Below are 17,775 nucleotides of genomic sequence, written 5' to 3' on the forward strand. Positions count from 1 at the left end.
ATCTTTCTGAAGCTTGCATACATGTTCTTTTTAAGTATCTTAGAGTACTTCCAACCTCAAAACAATCATTATGTTACAATGGTTAATTCATATCCTTGTAGATGCCGCGGTACTACTTATCGCCGCAAAATTACTCTCAACGGTTCATATAAAAGGATTTAGCACTGCACTGCTGGTAGCACTTATAATTGGTGTGCTCAGTTTTCTTTTGAGCTGGCTGCTCACAGCTATTCTAACCTTTGCCACGTTGGGAATATTCTATTTTCTGGGAATAGGATTTATCACCCGTATCATTGCTTTTGCCATCGTCATTGAGATCGCAGATAAGCTGACTTCAGATTTCAAGACCGATGGATTCATGGCCTCGATCTGGCTGGCTGTATTCATCGCACTTGCCGGCGGAATTCTAGACGCAATCCTGTTTTAATTATTCTGAACAATAAGGTATGACTATAGAGGTAGTGATAAATTTAACCTCTTATTAATCCTGCAGAAACTGCTATCGGTTACTTTTGTCCGCTTAAAGAGAAATCTATGATCAAGCTTATTGTAACCGATGTTGATGGAACGCTTTTAAATGATAATCATGAGCTTCATCCCGATTTCTGGAAGGTGGAGGAACAGCTTACCAAAAAAGGCATTCTATTTTCAATAGCAAGCGGCAGGCAGTTCTACAACCTTGAAACAAAGTTTAATAAAATTAAAGACCGAACTATGTTCTTTGCTGAAAATGGGACTTATGTATCGCATAAAGGCAAAGAACTATATGTTAACCCAATAGAAAAAACCGCTGCGAGGGAATTTATTGCGTTGGGCAGAAAACTCGAAAATACCCACCTGGTTTTATGCGGAAAAGATTCAGCCTATATTGAAACTAACGATGATAGTTTTAAAAACGAGATCTCTAAATTTTATGAAAGATTAAAAGTGGTAGATGATCTTACTAAAGTTGAAGACACTTATTTAAAGGTTACCCTATGTAATTTCAACGGAGTGGAAGATCATACTTTTCCTCATTTCAAAGATTACAGTGACCGCTACAAAATAGCCATAGCTGCGAGAGTTTTTATCGATATTACGGCGCTGGATGCAAATAAAGGAAATGCGATAAAGGGTATTCAAAAGGAATTAAATATTACCCCTGAAGAAACCCTGGTTTTTGGAGATTACCTCAATGACCTTGAAATGATGAAGGTGGCAAAGCATAGTTATGCCATGAAAAACGCTCATCCCGATATTTTAAAGGCAAGCAATTTCGTGACTAGCCACGATAATAATGATAATGGTGTGCTGCGTACCATCGAGGCCCTGGGACTTTTGAACGTTTAATTAATAATGATATTTGTTTTATCCACTCCGGTGTTTCCGGTTAGGGGATCATAAGCATATATCAAAAGTTCGTACAGCCCCTTCTCCAGATTTACCTCTGCAGTGAAAGTACTCGCCTTTTCTTTTTGTTCTAATTCTATTTCTTTTTTTGAATCATTCTGTCCGGTTATTACCGCTTTGACCTCATACTGGTGTGCGTCCCATATTCCATCTTCGGTTACGGGACATCCACACATCATGACCACATTAGCGGCTAACTTAATCTTTGCTGAAGCGTCAATTCTTTCATGTGTTTGCGGAGACAAAATATCAACTATAAAACCCGGTATTTCGAGAACAATACCATCTCCCGTAATATTTTTTCCAGGTATTACCCATAACTGAGTACTGCTGAGCACCACCGCCTGTTTCTTGTTCACTGGACCAAAAACTTCCACCGTAACAAATTTAGGTTCATCAATTTCCAGTTTAGCCAGAAAGCCGGCCGTTTCATTATCTGAAAGATCAACTCCACGTTTGTGATCCAACTTCATGATTTTTTCTGTGTTACCAGTACTCCCGGTAGTAATTCCTTCGGCAAGTATCTTCCCGGTGAGGGTTTCCTTCACGAGTACTTTCGCCCCACCTATGGATGAACCAATGAATTTAGCATCCTTAGCTTTAGCCCTTATCATTACTGAAGTTTCTTGTGAAAATGCCTGGGTTGGCAGGTACAGAAAACTTAAAATAAAAAGAAGCCGGTAAATTCTAATACCTTTCATAGTAGTGATATTTACCGGCTAATTTAATTAAAAAGAATCTCAATTAAGCTTTGGCTAATTCTGCCTCCATTTCTTTGGAAGCAATATTATGGTAGTTCTTAGGATCTTCCTGGTATCGTTTAACGTAATCCTCTAAAGTATTTATTTCTTCCTGGGTAAGGTCATTTGCCTTCATATTTTGCGAAAGATTCAACCATGGTTTTTCAGAATTATAATCATACTCTCCAAAAACCATAAAAGGTGTACCGTTTCTTTCAATCTGAGAACCGTCCAGGTCCCACATATTTGCCCAGTCAAAAATATATCTTGCATCATCCATATATAACCTAACACAACCATGGCTGGCCGGATAACCTGGTAACTCATATTGATGTACTCCTACCCCTTCAAAATTCATGAAATTAAAATAGTATGGCAGGATCCACGAAGGATCTACAGTACTAACCTTACGCTTTGCCTTATAATTTCCGTAATTAAGTCCGCTTGGTGTTCTGGTTGAACTCTTACCAGTACTTACCGGCCCCCATTTGATTAATTCTCCATGCTCATATAAAGCGAAGGCCTGCACTCTTTTTGAAATTAATACGGTTTTAGGAATACAGGATAACAAGCTCACATTATTTGGAAAGGGACTGTAGGTATTAAGATCTTCAGATAAACAATCTGGAATTATAATTGGTCTCTCTGGTCTTAACCTGTTCTGTTCTACTCGGTTTAAGGCCAGAATAGTTTGTAATTGACCTTCGGTATAAGTGTTCAGCAGACTGTCTATTTGCTCTTTCGTTTTAAGGGAATCAATTGAGTATTGTATTTTCTTTCTGTAAACTTTAGGCTCCTTTTTTACCACTGGATTTCTCATACTTAGAGTTTCAGTTTGGTGTAAAGGCTCCACGACCTGTGTGTTGGAATTACAGGCGATTAAAAATGCACTACTTATAAATAATAAAAGGGACTTCTTAAAGGTTTTTAAGCGTATCATCGTAACAGTAGTTTTGGTTTGATATGATGAAATTAGCCCTAGACCGCGAAACCTCCCGCTAACGTAGCGTTAATGCTTTGTTGAAATTATGATAATTAACCAATTTTTAGCAAGACTAGCCTTTTGTTTAGCTTAAAGTTTTCAGAAAAATTAACCTTTTGTTACAATTCTCATTTTCAATCATTTAATTTTAAGAAGTAAAAAGTATTAAAAATGGCGGGTAGAAGAAATTTTATCAAAAATACCAGCCTCCTTGCAGTCTCGGGTCTATTCCCCTGGAATTCTCTTAGTTTCTTTAGCAACAAAAAACTTGGAGTTGCATTGGTTGGCCTTGGATATTACAGCCGGGATCTCTTAGCTCCTGCATTACAGTTAACAGATCACTGCGAACTAAGGGGCATTGTTACCGGTAGTCCTGAAAAAATTCCAATTTGGCAAAAGAGATACAAAATTGCAGATGCGAATGTATATAACTATGAAAATATGCACCGTATTGCCAATAACAAAGATATAGATGTCATCTATATCGTGCTGCCCACCGGTCTTCACGCAGAGTATGCCATCAAAGCCGCAAATACCGGGAAGCATGTATGGTGTGAAAAACCAATGGCCAGGACAGCGGCAGAGTGCCGGGATATCATAGATGCCTGCAATAAGAACAGGGTTAAATTATCTATTGGATATCGCATGCAGCATGAGACAAATACTCAAAAAATCATGAACTGGGCTACAACTAAACCTTATGGCGATATTAAAAAGGTTATTTCTGAAGCAGGTTATAATGGCATAACTATAAATCCCTGGAAGCTCAAAAAAGAAATGGGCGGTGGCGCTATTTATGACATGGGTGTTTATTCCATAAATGCCGCCCGTTATTCTACCGGAATGGAACCTATGGCCGTAACTGCAAAACAAAGTACCCGCCGACCTGAAATTTTTAAAGAGGTGGATGAAACCACAAGTTTCAAACTCGAGTTTCCCGGTGGTATAATCGTAGATGGTAAAACCAGCTTTGGAGAAAATCTCAATAATTTGAAAGTGGATACTACTAAAGGCTGGTATTACCTTAGACCTATGCAAGCCTACTCCGGGGTGCAGGGAAAAACAAGCGACGGATTAATACTGCCTCCTATGCAGAAAAACCAACAGGCTAAACAAATGGATGATGATGCATTGGCAATAATCAATGATACCAGGGTCATGGTTCCCGGATCTGATGGAATGAAAGATATCCATATTGTTGAAAAGATAATTGAAGCCTCTTCTACCGGAGAAAGAATTCTTATTTAAAACAAATTCTGCATAACTATTTGCCCTGATAATTTATTCATCGTAATATTGCAATATATAATTCGAGTACTCAATGGGCCTTACTAAAGCAGATCTTTTTACACCGGAACAAAATGAGCTTGCCTGCCTGGCGAAAGCTTTCGCCCATCCTGCCCGTGTGGCGATCATTGAACATTTACTCAAATCCAACAGGTGTATTAATGGTGACCTGGTTAATGAACTGGGTCTGGCCCAGGCTACCATAAGTCAGCACCTTAAAGAGCTTAAGAATATTGGATTGATTCAGGGTAATATTGAAGGGGTTTCAATGAGCTATTGTATCAATACCAAAAAATGGAACAGCGTGCAACAACTGTTCAATACTATGTTTGATAGAATCACAAACTGCGGTATCGACGATTGTTGTTAAAAAAAAATTAGAAATCAACATCGTTGATATTACGATATAATCAAAAATATTATGAAACTTTCAGAATTTAAGGAACAATTATCTACTCTCAAGGAGATCGCTTTTCAACTTCCCGAAGGAAACCTGGTACCGGAGCATTTTCATGTCACAGAAGTGGGGAAAATAAGTAAACAATTTATCGATTGTGGCGGTACCTTAAGAGATGAAGTCAAAATATCTTTTCAGTTATGGGAAGAAAATGACTACAACCATCGCTTACATCCTGAGAAACTGCTGGGAATAATAGACCTGGCCATTAAAAAACTGGAATTACCAGATGCTGAAATCGAGGTAGAATACCAGGGTCAGAGCATTAATAAATATGCACTCGATTTTGATGGCAACAATTTTCTTCTGGTAAATACACAAACAGCCTGCCTGGCCAAAGAAGCTTGTGGTATTCCAACTGCTAAGCCAAAAGTAAAATTATCTGAACTTCAGAATTCCGGTTGTACCCCAGAATCGGGCTGTTGTTAATCCCTGATTTATGTCCAGAATAGAACTTTACCCTGAATTACAGAAAAAGCTGTATGCCCTTAAGGAATTAGAAATTCCGGAAGCACGAAAGGAAATTCTTCAACCTCTAATAGACTACATCCGGGAGAAAAAACGAACTGATAAGGAAATCCGGTTAAATTTTATTTGCACCCACAATTCCAGAAGAAGCCAGTTAGCCCAGGTCTGGGCGCAGGCAATTTCAGATCATTTTGGAATCAAAACGGTATGTTTTTCAGGCGGTACCGAAGAAACTGCATTTTTCTCCAGTGCGATAGACGCATTGAGAAGGGCAGGGTTTAAAATAGATGCCAATAACGATACAAATCCAGAGATCAAAGTTTCATATTCTGAAGAAAGCAATCCACTGATTTGTTATTCTAAAGTTTTCGATTCGCCGGTAAATCCTTCAGACGGCTTTGCCGCATTAATGACCTGCAGCCATGCAGATGAAAACTGTCCTTTTATCCAAGGTGCTGAAATAAGGATTCCGCTGGATTATGAAGATCCCAAGAAATTCGACGGCACCCCTGAGGCAGCCGGGAAATATACTGAAAGAAGCGATCAGATTGCTTCAGAAATGATCTATGTATTTGAAAATATAAGGTAGAATGCCAAAAAAATTAAATTACCTCGATAAGAATCTCACTCTTTGGATCTTCCTGGCGATGGCAATTGGGGTTGGATTCGGATATTTCTTTCCTTCCATACCAGATAATATCAATTCCTACAGCAGCGGAACCACCAATATCCCTATTGCACTGGGCCTGATATTAATGATGTATCCTCCCCTGGCCAAGGTTAGATACAGGTTGTTACCAAAAGTCTTTAAAAATGTAAAGATCCTGAGTATTTCCCTGGTACTTAACTGGATCATTGGTCCGTTTTTGATGTTCTTCCTAGCCATAATTTTTCTCCAGGATCATCCCGAATATATGGTGGGTCTTATTTTAATAGGCCTGGCCAGGTGTATCGCCATGGTACTGGTATGGAATGATCTTGCCGGTGGCAGCAGCGAATATGGAGCAGGACTGGTGGCACTTAATAGTATATTCCAGGTTTTCGCATACAGTTTTTATGCCTGGTTATTTATAACCTGGCTTCCACCGTTTTTTGGTTTTGACGGAGCGATCGTAGATATTTCGATTGCCACAATTGCCGAAAGTGTAGCAATTTATCTTGGAATTCCTTTTTTGATGGGCATATTAAGCCGATTGATCCTGGTTAAGATAAAAGGAATAGAATGGTATGAGAATAAATTCATTCCCATGATCTCCCCGCTTACCCTCATCGCGCTTTTATTTACCATCATTCTAATGTTCTCTCTAAAAGGTGAGCTGATCGTTGAGATACCGATGGATGTGGTTAGAATAGCTATACCTCTATTGATCTATTTTAGCCTGATGTTCCTTATTGGATTCTTCCTAAGTAAAGCCCTGGGTGCTTCTTATGAAAAGAATGCGTCAATTTCTTTTACGGCCGCGGGTAATAACTTCGAACTGGCTATTGCAGTGGCAATTGCAGTCTTTGGATTAAATAGCGGGCAGGCCTTTGCGGGAGTGATTGGCCCACTGGTGGAAGTGCCGGCCCTGATCCTTCTAGTAAGAGTTTCGTTCTGGTTAAAGAAAAAATATTATTTCGCTTTCCAGGGTTCATAAAAGCTTCAGAAATAAATACATTAAAAGGTGAATTTTTAAAAACTTTTTACCTGAAATCCAGGTGGAGAATTTTTAAACTATTACTTACTTTGCGCCTCCCTAAATGAGGATGACTTTAAATGGATAACAGTAAAAAAAGAAAGCGACAGGCCAGGATACTAAGAGGATTCAGGAAGGTACATCGTACCGCCGGCGCGTTTTTATTTATCTTTTTCTTTTTTATTTCTGTCTCTGGAATAATCCTGGGATGGAAAAAAGATAGTGGCGAGATCATTCTACCAAAATCTTACCGGGGTAGTTCTAATGAGCTGTCAGATTGGCTGCCTTTGGATTCGCTTCATCAAAAAGCAGTCAGGGTACTGCATGATTCCATTTCGAATGAGCTTTCTGCAAAAATAGACCGGATAGATGTAAGAAAAGAGAAAGGAATGGTGAAGTTTATTTTCAAGGAACACTATACAGGTATCCAACTAGATGGCGCAACCGGCGAAGTTCTGAATATTGGCAAACGACATTCAGACCTTATCGAAAATATTCATGACGGTTCCATCGTGGATAATTACCTGGGTGGTACGGGTTATTTTAAACTTTTCTATACTTCGGTTATGGGTATCGCGCTTTTAATTTTTACCATTACCGGCTTTTGGCTATGGTATGGACCAAAACACATGAGAAAATTAAGGAAGTAAAAAAGGCCTCCCAATTGTCACTAAAAATCCAGCTTCCAGGACTTTACTAGCATAGAATTTTTAATTAAATTTAAGTAAGATCTTCAGGATCTGACGGAATTTAAATGTTGGTATCATGGAAGAAAAAAGCAAACCAGACTGGAGTTCATTCACCGTCAATCAACCCATAGAACGGGAAAAAGAAGAAATTGTAAATGCCTGGTTATGCCAGTCTCAACTTGAAAAGTGGTTCTTAAGACTGGCTGAATTCAAAACACCTAAAGGTGAGGTCAGGAAAAGGGAAGAGCAGTTTCACCCCGGCGACCATTATCGCTGGCAATGGCATGGATGGCCTGAAAATGTTGAAGAACATGGAGAAATACTAAAGCCAACAGATGACGAATTTCTTAGGTTCATTTTTGGAAAAACAGGAACAGTTTCTGTTAAAGTTGTGAAGGAAAATGATCAGAATATTTTAAGGTTGACTCAGTCTAATATCCCTGTGGATGAACATTCCAGGATGAATTACTACGTAGGCTGTAAAACCGGCTGGACATTCTATCTTCTTAACCTTAAATCTATCTTGCAAAACGGACCAGATCTAAGGAATAAGCGCAGCGAATTACAAATGGACTGACCTTCCCGAAAAGTTTGGTTTTTTAGATTTTTTATAACTTTTTGCATTCCGAAAATATCCTCTAAAATCATAGCTTTAGTCTCCGGAAATTTCATTCGAATCTTAAAGCATGAAAAAAATACTGGCCTCAATTATTTTCCTTTTGATTATTCTGGTATCACTAACCTACTGGTCTGTTTCCAGCACCGATAAGAACTTCAAAACCTGCGAAATAAAGAATTTTGAGGACATGGAAGCTATAGATTTTAGTGAACATGATTCTGTATTGGTTGCTCCAAGTACTCTTTACGAAGGTAACCTGGTAAAAGAGTTCATGCAGGGTAAAAATTATCGCGATGCCTGGGCTACACCGGTAATGGTACCTATCGCCTTCCTGGACACGCTAAAAGGAGGTCTTGAAGTGATCAAAAAAGGTGGTGGCAAACAAACCCATTCCCTGAAATTAAGCAGTAAGGACGGTACGGTTTATACTCTGCGGAGTGTCACTAAAGATCCAAAAAAACTTATTCCGGAGATTGCTGAAGATCTTGCACTTGAAAATATCATTGTTGATGGTATTTCAGCACAGCATCCATTTGGGGCTATCCTCGCTGCAAGACTTGCCGATAAGGCAGGTGTATTGCATACACGGCCAGTTATGTATTTTATCCCCAAACAGGAAAAGCTAAAAGGCTACAATAAAAAATATGGTAATCGCCTGTATTTGCTGGAGTACGAAACAGAAAGTGACCGAAACTGGACCTCACTGTCTAACGTAAATAAGATCATCGAGACTAAACAGCTGCAGGAATTAAAACAAGAACAGGGTAACAACCTTAGCATTGATAAAGCTGCTTTGATCAAAACCAGGCTGTTCGATCTGCTAATAGGAGACTGGGACAGACATGCAGAGCAATGGGGTTGGGCTTTGCAAAAGTCCGGCGAGAATATTGTCGCCATTCCCATCCCTGGGGACAGGGATAATGCGTTTTTTAATCTGGAAGGATTGATCCCTTCAATCATCACTAACCAGAACATAGAACCTCTGGTTAGGCCTTTTAAAAAAGATATAGACTACATGCCCGGGCTGGTTTATCCCTTTGACCGTTATTTTTTATTGCATACCCCAAAAGAACTGTTCGTAGAACAGGCCAGAGAACTTCAAAAATCGCTGACCAATGCTGCGATAGAGGATGCATTCGAGGCATGGCCGGAACAGATCTCCAGACTTGATAAACAAGAAATCAGTGAAAAGATCAAAAATAGGCGGGATCATTTGGTTGATTACGCCGAAGCATTTTACAATATCATCCAGGAACAGGGCATATTAACGGAACCCCTTAAGGGCTCTGAAGATATACACCTGCAGGATTTAGCTTTACTGAATTGCTTTGAATGTAAATAAAAAGGACCCTGCAAAGGGTCCCGATATGATTTCTTTTACAACTTAATCGTCTTCGTTCTCTTCGTCTTCACCATTCCCGTCTTCTGCACTTTGGAAATTACCCGCGGCATCAAATTCCAATTCTACTCCGTTATTGAGGGTTACCTCGTAACCACCATCATCTTCAATTTCAGCTTCTATAATTGTATTATCAGGGTAATTTTCTGAAATATAATCGAGGACGTTTTGTGGCAGGTTTGCCGGGTCGATGTCTTCATCGTCCTCATCATCATCTTCATTCTCATCTTCAGCCCGGCCAAGAAAGTTCCCGTTAGCATCAAAAATCAATTCCACATCATTCTCTAATTCTATCTCATAATTACCATTATTCTCCCGCTCGGCTTCATCAATTTCAATGCCCGGAAAGTTTGAATTTATGAAGTCCAGTATATTCTGGGGAATCTCTTCTACAGGAATATACTCATCATCAAAATCTTCATTCTCATCATCGTCTATTCCCAGAAAGTTGCCGGCGGAATCGAAAATTAATTCCAGGCCATTACTAAGATATATCTCAAAATTACCGTTATCCTCTAATTCCGCTTCAATAATGGTAAGATCAGGATAATTACTACTAACATAATTAAGAATATCCTGGGACAGACTGGAAACTGCAACGTGAACATCTGCATTGAAAAAGCGAGCATCTAGATCCACATCATTTTCACGGGTTGTATCGTCATCACTACAAGAAACCAGCAAGGCGATTCCTCCCAGTAACCATACATATTTTCTCAATTTTATCATCGTTCTGTATTTCGATTTTTACTTCCCTTTAAACGTAATATCTGCAACAATATTATTAGTTTCCTATATTAAACCAGGCCTGTTAATTATAAAATTGTTTTTTATTTAAACTTAAGCTTAATTTGACCCTTAGTAAATCAACATTATATGTCCAGACTATTTTTAATCCTCATACTACTGGGAATAACCTTTAATGGTTCGTCGCAAAGCACCGCCTCCGGTAATGTCTCCTTTTTTGAATTAAAGGCCGAAAAACTGGATACGGTCAAAAGAATTTGGGTCTACCTGCCTGAAACCTATAATGAATTAGACAAGAGGTACCCGGTTATTTATATGCATGACGGGCAGAATTTATTTGACAGAGAAACTTCCTATGTAGGCGAATGGCAGGTTGACGAAAGCCTGGATAGCCTTGGCAGTCCAGAGTCTATCATCATTGGTATTGAACATGGAGGGAATAAAAGAATTGATGAACTAACTCCCTTTCCGCATAAAAAATATGGAGGAGGAAAAGCAGATGATTATCTGGATTTTATACTCGAGGAATTAAAGCCTATGGTAGACTCAACATATCGAACTCTACCAGGTCGTAAAAACACGGGTATTTTTGGATCTTCTCTGGGTGGTCTTATATCTTTTTATGCCGCTTTAAAATACCCGGATACATTTGGAATGATTGGGGTTTATTCTCCCTCTTTTTGGTTTAATAAAAAGATCTATGAATTTGCAGAAAAAGCCGAATTGAATAATAATACCAGATTTTATTTTCTGGCTGGAACTGCCGAATCTAAGGAGACTATACCAGATCTAAAAGAGATGATCTCTCTATTGCAGGATAAGGGTATAAAATCTCAAAATTTTAAGGTGAAATATGTCGAAGGTGGAAAACATAACGAAAGCATGTGGAGCAGGCATTTTATAGAATCATATCTCTGGCTAATGCAGGAATCATCAAATTAATATGAAGTATTTTTTTCTGGTTATAATTACAATTCTAGCCTGCGGGAATATTTCGGCGCAGGTGAGCCGCGATTCCGAATTATACCAGCAGTTAAAAGCCCGGGACAGTTTATTATTCGATGTTGGATTTAACCAATGTAAAATACATGAATTTGAAGATTTTGTAAGTGACGACCTTGAGTTCTATCACGACCAGGGTGGTTTGAGTACCACCAAAAAGGATTTCCTTGAAGCGATACGTAATAATATTTGCAATAATCCTGAAAAGAAGCCCATTAGAAAATTAGTTGAAGGAAGCATGGAAGTATATCCTTTATACGAAAATGGCAAACTATATGGCGCTATTCAGAAAGCAGTTCACGACTTTTACATTAAGGAACCTAAAAAAGAATTATATAAAACGAGTTCGGCAAAGTTCACCCATGTATGGTTGCTTAAAAATAATACATGGATACTCCAACGTGTTCTAAGCTACGACCATCAAAATCCGGATTAATCATGAAGAAAGTCGACGTCAAGGAAAAGTTCGGTCAGTTTTTAGATCACTGGAATCCCAGGATCGTTGGGGAATTAAATGGCCAACAGGTGAAACTTGCGAAATTAAAAGGTGATTTCATCTGGCACTCTCATGATGAAGAAGATGAAATGTTTTATATAGTAAAAGGGGTTCTAAAGATCGAATTTCGTGGTCGTACAGTGGAATTGAAAGAAAATGAATTTCTCATCGTGCCTCGCGGTGTTGAACACCGCCCTGTAGCTGAAGAGGAAGTTTGGGTAATGCTATTCGAACCTGCCACCACTAAACATACCGGAAATGAGCAGCACGACCTTACCAATAACAACCAGGCCTTTTTATAAGCTTTACCAGATTTGAAAATTCCCTCCAGGATCTTACCAATAATTGTTCTTTCCCAATTTTGCTGTACCTCTTTATGGTTCGCAGGAAATGCAGTAATGCCAGATCTTTTGATGGAATTTTCCCTTGGAGCTGCCTCACTCGGGCACTTGACTTCTGCTGTACAATTTGGATTTATCCTGGGTACCTTAAGTTTTGCTTTTTTTAGCATAGCAGACAGGTTTTCACCCTCAAAGGTCTTTTTCTTTTGTGCGCTTCTGGGAGCTATATTTAACCTGGGAACTTTGTTCGAAAACAATAATCTCTTTAGCCTGATCTTTTTCAGATTTTTAACCGGCTACGCTTTGGCCGGGATATACCCCGTAGGAATGAAGATCGCTTCAGATTACTTTGAAAAAGGCTTGGGAAGGTCACTTGGATACCTTGTGGGAGCCCTGGTATTAGGCACTGCCTTTCCGCATTTGCTCAAAGCGGTCTCTACCGAAATAGAATTAGCCTGGCGCTGGGTTATTTACAGCACTTCAATTTTAACTTTACTGGGTGGAATATTGATCCTGTTCCTGGTTCCAGACGGCCCCTTTCGCACCAGGAGATTAAATAAAGATTTCGGGCTTATTTTCAAGGTCTTTCGGAACACCGATTTTCGGTCTGCCGCGTTTGGATATTTCGGGCATATGTGGGAGTTATATGCTTTCTGGGCCTTTATCCCGGTTATTTTAAGCTTCTACAAACAAACTAATCCTTCCGCAAATTTCAGTATTGCCCTAAGCTCCTTTTTGATCATAGGCCTGGGGGGAGTCGCCTGTATTCTTGGTGGATATGTTTCTGAAATAAAAGGATTAAAAAAAACCGCAGGTTCAGCCCTGTTTCTATCCGGAATCTGCTGTTGTTTTTCCCCTGTCATATTCTTTCTGGATTCTGAAATTTTATTGATCTGCTTCCTCATCTTCTGGGGCCTGGTTGTGATTGCAGATTCTCCTTTATTTTCTACTTTGGTGGCCCGGAATGTAGATCCAGATGCTCGGGGAACTGCACTTACGATCGTAAATTGTATTGGCTTTAGCATAACGATTGTAAGTATACAGTTACTTAATTATATCTCTGCTGAAATTTCCCCTGCGTGGTTATTAATTTTTTTAGCTCCGGGGCCGGTTTTTGGATTACTGGCGCTATTCAGAAACAAAAATTTAAAGACTTAACTCTTTGTCCAGGGCTTCTGCCGGCTCGATCACCTTCCTCGTATTTTTCAAATCCCGGTTTTTCTTTAATCTATAGTTTATAACCGGATGTGCGGTAAAAGATCTGGAGGTAAAACCTTCTCCCATAATATCTTTAATTACTGTTTCCGGTTGTCCTTCCCTTATCCATTCAGATTCAAATTTCCTGTCCAGAACCAAAGGCATTCGCCTGGCTTTATTATGGACTTTTTCGAAAAGAGGATTAGCGTCCACGGTTACCAAGGAAGTAGAATAATTTCCAGATTTGTCTATATTATAAATGCCAGCGAAGGTAAATATTTCACGATCTTCATAGTTTCTACTTTCTTCGAGGTAACAGAAATATGGCTGACTTTGACCTGCAGCATGATGCGGTTCGAAAAAACCATCTGCAAAAATGAGACACCGGCCTTCCCTGATTGGCTTACCATAGATTCTCGAATCGAAAATTTTGTCATCCCGGGCATTCAGGGTGTTATATTTTCTATTGGCATAGAAATCCTCAGGATTTGTATAAGAAGGTACGAGACCCCAGTTTGCAGGATACCAGTGGCCGGGTTCATTCATGGGAATAATATATACCTTATCATGAGTGAATCCGTCATTCAAAAAATAGGGCTCAAATATTCCTTCATCGATGGGTGGCTTATCCATGTATCGGGTAAGGTTATCCTGAGATTGATTTAATGATTTCTGATAACACATGATTTTTCTTTTAAAGATAATAAACCATGAATTAAATCCCTGGAATTGTTAGCCCTGGTTAGGTTGCTAAAACTATTGCATATTAATTTCTAAATTTGTTAAACACATCTTATTTACTCGATTATGAAAATTGAAGCCGATTCTCCTGAAGATTATTTAGAAAAGGTTCCCGAAGACAGGAAAGAACCTATGGCAAGATTAAGATCTGTCATTAAAGAAAATCTTCCGGAAGGTTTCGTGGAGACTTTAAATTATGGAATGATTGGTTATGTGATTCCACATTCATTGTATCCCGGTGGATATCACTGCGACCCTGATCTACCTCTCCCATTTATGAGTCTTGCCTCACAGAAAAATTTTATCGCAGTGTACCACATGGGGATCTATGCCGATAAAGAATTACTGGATTGGTTCCAGGCAGAATATAAAAAGACTGTCGGCAAAAAACCAGACATGGGAAAAAGCTGCATAAGATTTAAAAAACCAGACGAGATCCCATTCGATCTAATTGCCGAACTATCAGGTAAAATAACTGCTGAGGATTGGATCGCTACGTATGAAAAAAATATTAAAAGATAATTAATTTCAATTAATTACACTGACTTAATCTCAGGTTGTACCAATTCTACGGCCAATTTAAACGTATTCTGAAATTCTAATTTTAACATTAGCTTTTAAAGCTGTTAAACCTTCCTTAACCAACCTGTTTATTGTCTTAAAGATTTATGTTCAACCAAAGGCAGGCATAATTTTCGCACTTAATGGCTTGAACAATAAAATTAGAAGAATGAAAAAATTATTTAGTAGTCTGTTATTTGTAATTGCATTGGGAACTGCGTCCATATCGGCGCAAAATACTCCTATGCCTCAGGAACAACAGCAGATAGAAGTGAGTGATGCAGAGTTGACTGAATTTGCTGAAGTATTTCAGAAAATGCGAATGATGAATCAGCAGGTGCAACAGGAGATGATTGCCGTGGTTGAAGAGAGAGATTTGGAAATTGAACGTTTCAATGAGATACATCAGGCAAAAATGGAAGATTCCAAAGCAATAAATACTACTACCGAGGAGGAGAAGAAATATCAGAAGGTCATTGCCGAAATTGAAGAAATTCAACCGGTAATTCAAAAGAAAATGCAGGAAGTGATTGAAGATTCAGATCTAAGCATGGAAAGATATCAGCAGGTCGCAATGGCACTTAGAAGTAATACAGATTTACAACTAAGGCTTCAGGAGATCATGAAAAGTTAAATCTTTTGAACGTATTAGATGAAAAGCAGGCACTTGCCTGCTTTTTTTATGGGAAAATCTTAATATAATCTCCCCAGAATTTAAGTCTATTTTAAAACCTTAAACTTCCCAAGGCATCAATTTTGTTGTATTTTCATTTTCAATAATAATCACATGGCAAACACTCTAAAAAGGATAATTTATTTTTTAAGCTTTTTTATATTACTACCTGTTTGTTATGGACAGCAATCAAACATGCAACAAAAAGACAGTTTAAAGTTCAAAAATAAAGTAGTACCAGATGTGATCTGGAGAGAAGCTTATGTCGCCTTATCACATTATCCGGAATTGAGAGATACCCCGATTGAATTTAAATTTAAAAAGAAGATCAAAAAATCTTTCATGCAGGCGCAGCCAAAGTTAGGTGGTTTACTTAAAAACCGGAAAAACCGAAGCTATGTCATCTATATGAACGAAAAGTTTAAAATAGAAGATGAAGTCTTTGATGTTACTGCAGTTCCCTCTGAGGTGCTTATAGGATGGCTGGGGCACGAACTAGGTCATATCATGGATTACCGGGATAGATCTGCCTTGGAGATGGTTTGGTTCGGTGTAAGATATCTAACTTCAGACAATTATATACGTGAGGCCGAAAGGGTCGCAGATACCTATGCCGTTAATCATGGCCTTGGACAGGAGATCATTGCGACCAAAAATTTTATCATAAATCATTCGCGGCTATCAGACACCTACAAGAATAGAATCCAGGATCTTTACCTTTCACCGGAAGAGATCATGGTCCTGATTAACGAAGTACCAGATTAGTTCACCGCTTTCTGTTCCTTGACAAATTTTTCCCATTCGGTAAACTTTTCTTCATTCATCACCTTTTCCATCTTTACCTGGCCTCCTTTTTTCTTATTAACCGCATTCCATTCATGAAATAAATTGGGATCTATACTGGTCACTTTTACTCCTTTCAGTGCTTTGGACCGTGCAACTTTATAATTCTTATTGGCACTTTTAAGGGCTTCATCCAGCGCCTCTGCCAGTTCATCATCATTGGTTTTATCCTCGCTACCCAGGTACCAGTAATGGTAATATTCACCATCTTCTCCCCTTTTTGCTGCAACTACAAATTCAGGAATCCTGATATCAAATTTATCTTCAAGTTCCTGCACGGCATCATTCATTTTATTCACCGATAGTTGCGAACCTACAACGTTTAAAAAGAATTTTGTCCTACCCGTAATGCGTATTTCCTTTCTTTCAATGTCAGTAAATTTAATAGTATCCCCAATTAAGTATCTCCATGCACCGCTTACGGTTGAAATAAGAAGTACATAGTCTTTTTCCTCTACTACTTCCTCCAGCGGAACCACCGGGGCATCTTCGGTAATTGAGCCATCCTGATTGATATATTCAGGTTTAAATGGCACAAATTCAAAATAGATCCCATTATCTGTAATCAATCTCATGGCATGAGTATCGGGTCTGTCCTGTAATGCCAGGAAACCTTCAGAGGCCAAATAGGTGTCAATCACCTGAATGGGTTTTCCCAGAAGGGCATTAAAACTTTTCTCATAAGGCTCAAAGGCCACACCTCCGGAAGCATAAACCTGAAGATTTGGCCAGATCTCGTGTATATTTTTCAGGTTATGGTACTCTATCACTTTTTTCAGCATCAATTCCATCCAGGAAGGAATTCCGCTTAGGGCACCAATATCCCAGTTCTTCGCATTCTCAGCGATCATTTGCACCCGGTCGTCCCATTCGTCTATTTTAGCAATTTCCTCCCCCGGCTTATAATAGCTCCTAAACCAAAAAGGGATATTACTGGCGCTTATTCCACTAATTTCTCCTTCTTTATGATCACCTTCTTTATGCAGATCTGTAGAACTTCCCAGCATCATAATCTCTTTTTCAAAGAAATCTGATGGCAGGTCAAAATTACTAAGTGCACTCACCTGCTTAATACCGGCTTTTCTGATAGCTTCCACCATTTCATCTGTAACCGGAATACGCTTACTTGATTTACCGGTGGTACCGGAGCTAAGGGCAAAATATGGCGGTTTTCCGGGCCAGGTAACATCCTCTTCCCCATCATGATATTTATGCCACCACTGTTTATCGATCTTGTTGTAATCGAAATATGGAACCCGTTCAGCAAAAGCTTTTCTTACGTCTTCAGCCTCAAGGATCTCATCAAATTTATAATGCTTCCCAAATGCCGTATTTCTAGCCTTTTTCAAGAGCCTGGTTAATACTTCTTCCTGATCTTTTACAGCCTCTCCCTCTGGAGTAAGGGTCTCTTTAAGATCAATAACGCTTTTGATAATAGATCCGAATATCGCCATCTTCTAATAGTATA

At 39.0% G+C, this 17,775-nt stretch carries 22 protein-coding genes; 17 read left to right on the plus strand and 5 right to left on the minus strand.

Annotation, left to right across the window (positions count from 1 at the left end; all coding sequences use genetic code 11):
- Positions 1-70: 70 nt before the first annotated feature.
- A complete protein-coding gene (locus FGM01_RS07490; protein ID WP_143410538.1) occupies positions 71-427 on the plus strand; it encodes a phage holin family protein in 357 nt (118 codons plus the stop codon).
- A 107-nt stretch (positions 428-534) separates the two neighbouring features.
- The gene (locus FGM01_RS07495) at positions 535-1,329 is read left to right on the plus strand and encodes an HAD family hydrolase (RefSeq protein WP_143410539.1); all 795 of its coding nucleotides are present in this window, start codon (positions 535-537) and stop codon (positions 1,327-1,329) included.
- Here FGM01_RS07495 and FGM01_RS07500 read toward each other — a convergent pair.
- On the minus strand, positions 1,326-2,090 hold the full coding sequence (locus tag FGM01_RS07500) for a hypothetical protein (RefSeq protein WP_243735780.1): 765 nt from the start codon (positions 2,088-2,090) through the stop codon (positions 1,326-1,328). The genes FGM01_RS07495 and FGM01_RS07500 overlap by 4 nt on opposite strands.
- Before the next feature lie 43 nt (positions 2,091-2,133).
- A complete protein-coding gene (locus FGM01_RS07505; protein ID WP_143410540.1) occupies positions 2,134-3,069 on the minus strand; it encodes a L,D-transpeptidase in 936 nt (311 codons plus the stop codon).
- A gap of 213 nt (positions 3,070-3,282) precedes the next feature.
- Between FGM01_RS07505 and FGM01_RS07510 the strand changes: the two genes are divergently transcribed.
- From FGM01_RS07510 to FGM01_RS07545, 8 genes are all read left to right on the plus strand, one after another.
- Positions 3,283-4,359 carry a Gfo/Idh/MocA family protein gene (locus tag FGM01_RS07510; protein ID WP_143410541.1) on the plus strand — a complete coding sequence of 359 codons (1,077 nt, stop codon included), beginning with the start codon at positions 3,283-3,285 and terminating at the stop codon, positions 4,357-4,359.
- A gap of 73 nt (positions 4,360-4,432) precedes the next feature.
- Positions 4,433-4,768, plus strand: a complete 336-nt coding sequence (locus FGM01_RS07515) for an ArsR/SmtB family transcription factor (RefSeq protein ID WP_143410542.1) — start codon at positions 4,433-4,435, stop codon at positions 4,766-4,768.
- 51 nt (positions 4,769-4,819) lie between these two features.
- Positions 4,820-5,284, plus strand: coding sequence for a DUF6428 family protein (locus FGM01_RS07520; protein ID WP_143410543.1), 465 nt, complete (start codon positions 4,820-4,822; stop codon positions 5,282-5,284).
- Between the two features lie 10 nt (positions 5,285-5,294).
- Positions 5,295-5,912 carry an arsenate-mycothiol transferase ArsC gene (locus FGM01_RS07525; RefSeq protein ID WP_143410544.1) on the plus strand — a complete coding sequence of 206 codons (618 nt, stop codon included), beginning with the start codon at positions 5,295-5,297 and terminating at the stop codon, positions 5,910-5,912.
- A gap of 1 nt (position 5,913) precedes the next feature.
- Positions 5,914-6,960, plus strand: a complete 1,047-nt coding sequence (gene arsB, locus FGM01_RS07530; RefSeq protein ID WP_143410545.1) for an ACR3 family arsenite efflux transporter — start codon at positions 5,914-5,916, stop codon at positions 6,958-6,960.
- Between the two features lie 119 nt (positions 6,961-7,079).
- On the plus strand, positions 7,080-7,649 hold the full coding sequence (locus tag FGM01_RS07535; protein ID WP_143410546.1) for a PepSY domain-containing protein: 570 nt from the start codon (positions 7,080-7,082) through the stop codon (positions 7,647-7,649).
- Between the two features lie 115 nt (positions 7,650-7,764).
- Entirely contained in the window at positions 7,765-8,265 is a 501-nt protein-coding gene (locus FGM01_RS07540; protein ID WP_143410547.1) for an SRPBCC family protein, read from the plus strand.
- Positions 8,266-8,374: 109 nt separating this feature from the next.
- Positions 8,375-9,649 carry a hypothetical protein gene (locus tag FGM01_RS07545; protein WP_143410548.1) on the plus strand — a complete coding sequence of 425 codons (1,275 nt, stop codon included), beginning with the start codon at positions 8,375-8,377 and terminating at the stop codon, positions 9,647-9,649.
- A gap of 42 nt (positions 9,650-9,691) precedes the next feature.
- Here FGM01_RS07545 and FGM01_RS07550 read toward each other — a convergent pair whose 3' ends face one another.
- Complete coding sequence (locus tag FGM01_RS07550) at positions 9,692-10,435, minus strand: PepSY-like domain-containing protein (protein ID WP_143410549.1); 744 nt, start codon at positions 10,433-10,435, stop codon at positions 9,692-9,694.
- A gap of 147 nt (positions 10,436-10,582) precedes the next feature.
- On the opposite strand from FGM01_RS07550, the gene FGM01_RS07555 reads away from it, so the two are divergent.
- The 4 genes from FGM01_RS07555 to FGM01_RS07570 are packed head-to-tail and all read left to right on the plus strand — an operon-like array spanning position 10,583 to position 13,450.
- Positions 10,583-11,395, plus strand: coding sequence for an alpha/beta hydrolase (locus tag FGM01_RS07555; protein ID WP_143410550.1), 813 nt, complete (start codon positions 10,583-10,585; stop codon positions 11,393-11,395).
- A gap of 1 nt (position 11,396) precedes the next feature.
- On the plus strand, positions 11,397-11,891 hold the full coding sequence (locus FGM01_RS07560) for a DUF4440 domain-containing protein (RefSeq protein WP_143410551.1): 495 nt from the start codon (positions 11,397-11,399) through the stop codon (positions 11,889-11,891).
- Between the two features lie 2 nt (positions 11,892-11,893).
- Positions 11,894-12,253 carry a cupin domain-containing protein gene (locus FGM01_RS07565; RefSeq protein ID WP_143410552.1) on the plus strand — a complete coding sequence of 120 codons (360 nt, stop codon included), beginning with the start codon at positions 11,894-11,896 and terminating at the stop codon, positions 12,251-12,253.
- Between the two features lie 12 nt (positions 12,254-12,265).
- Positions 12,266-13,450 carry an MFS transporter gene (locus FGM01_RS07570; RefSeq protein WP_143410553.1) on the plus strand — a complete coding sequence of 395 codons (1,185 nt, stop codon included), beginning with the start codon at positions 12,266-12,268 and terminating at the stop codon, positions 13,448-13,450.
- On the opposite strand, the gene FGM01_RS07575 is transcribed toward FGM01_RS07570, so the two are convergent.
- On the minus strand, positions 13,439-14,173 hold the full coding sequence (locus tag FGM01_RS07575; RefSeq protein WP_143410554.1) for an SOS response-associated peptidase: 735 nt from the start codon (positions 14,171-14,173) through the stop codon (positions 13,439-13,441). The genes FGM01_RS07570 and FGM01_RS07575 overlap by 12 nt on opposite strands.
- Before the next feature lie 123 nt (positions 14,174-14,296).
- On the opposite strand from FGM01_RS07575, the gene FGM01_RS07580 reads away from it, so the two are divergent.
- The 3 genes from FGM01_RS07580 (at position 14,297) to FGM01_RS07590 (ending at position 16,229) form a co-directional block, all read left to right on the plus strand.
- Positions 14,297-14,752 carry a DUF1801 domain-containing protein gene (locus FGM01_RS07580; protein ID WP_143410555.1) on the plus strand — a complete coding sequence of 152 codons (456 nt, stop codon included), beginning with the start codon at positions 14,297-14,299 and terminating at the stop codon, positions 14,750-14,752.
- Positions 14,753-14,960: 208 nt separating this feature from the next.
- The gene (locus FGM01_RS07585; protein WP_143410556.1) at positions 14,961-15,425 is read left to right on the plus strand and encodes a DUF4168 domain-containing protein; all 465 of its coding nucleotides are present in this window, start codon (positions 14,961-14,963) and stop codon (positions 15,423-15,425) included.
- A 234-nt stretch (positions 15,426-15,659) separates the two neighbouring features.
- Positions 15,660-16,229 carry a M48 family metalloprotease gene (locus tag FGM01_RS07590; RefSeq protein ID WP_166435202.1) on the plus strand — a complete coding sequence of 190 codons (570 nt, stop codon included), beginning with the start codon at positions 15,660-15,662 and terminating at the stop codon, positions 16,227-16,229.
- Here the strand turns inward: FGM01_RS07590 and FGM01_RS07595 are convergent.
- Positions 16,226-17,761 carry a GH3 family acyl-acid amido synthetase gene (locus FGM01_RS07595; RefSeq protein WP_143410558.1) on the minus strand — a complete coding sequence of 512 codons (1,536 nt, stop codon included), beginning with the start codon at positions 17,759-17,761 and terminating at the stop codon, positions 16,226-16,228. The genes FGM01_RS07590 and FGM01_RS07595 overlap by 4 nt on opposite strands.
- Between the last annotated feature and the right edge of the window lie 14 nt (positions 17,762-17,775).

Source organism: Christiangramia sabulilitoris, from assembly GCF_007050985.1.
Taxonomy (GTDB): domain Bacteria; phylum Bacteroidota; class Bacteroidia; order Flavobacteriales; family Flavobacteriaceae; genus Christiangramia; species Christiangramia sabulilitoris.